Source organism: Curtobacterium sp. 9128, assembly GCF_007673775.1.
Lineage (GTDB): Bacteria > Actinomycetota > Actinomycetes > Actinomycetales > Microbacteriaceae > Curtobacterium.
Genome location: NZ_VEAF01000022.1, coordinates 1 through 280 on the forward strand (window position 1 = coordinate 1; position 280 = coordinate 280).

At 43.2% G+C, this 280-nt stretch carries 1 protein-coding gene; it reads right to left on the minus strand.

The window, feature by feature from the left end; translation table 11 throughout:
- Window positions 1-264, minus strand: a 264-nt coding sequence (locus FS641_RS17785; RefSeq protein ID WP_222122131.1) for a dihydroxyacetone kinase subunit DhaK, incomplete at its 3' end; no start/stop codon positions are given.
- Between the last annotated feature and the right edge of the window lie 16 nt (window positions 265-280).

Genomic DNA, 280 nt, shown 5'->3' on the forward strand with positions numbered 1-280 from the left:
ACCGTTAACTAGAAGTGCAATTTCTTCGCCATCTTTTACTCCTAAATCTTTTACAAGATCATTTGTCATACGGTTAGCTAATTCATCAGCCGACAACATTTTTTCACGTTTAATTCCTGGCTCGCCGTGAATACCTACGCCGTATTCCATTTCATCTTCCTCAAGTGTGAAAGTAGGTGATCCGCTCGCTGGAACTGTACAAGACGTTAACGCTAAACCGATTGTACGCACGTTAGCCGCTGCTTTTTCTGCGACAGCTTTCACCGCTCCTAAATCCATA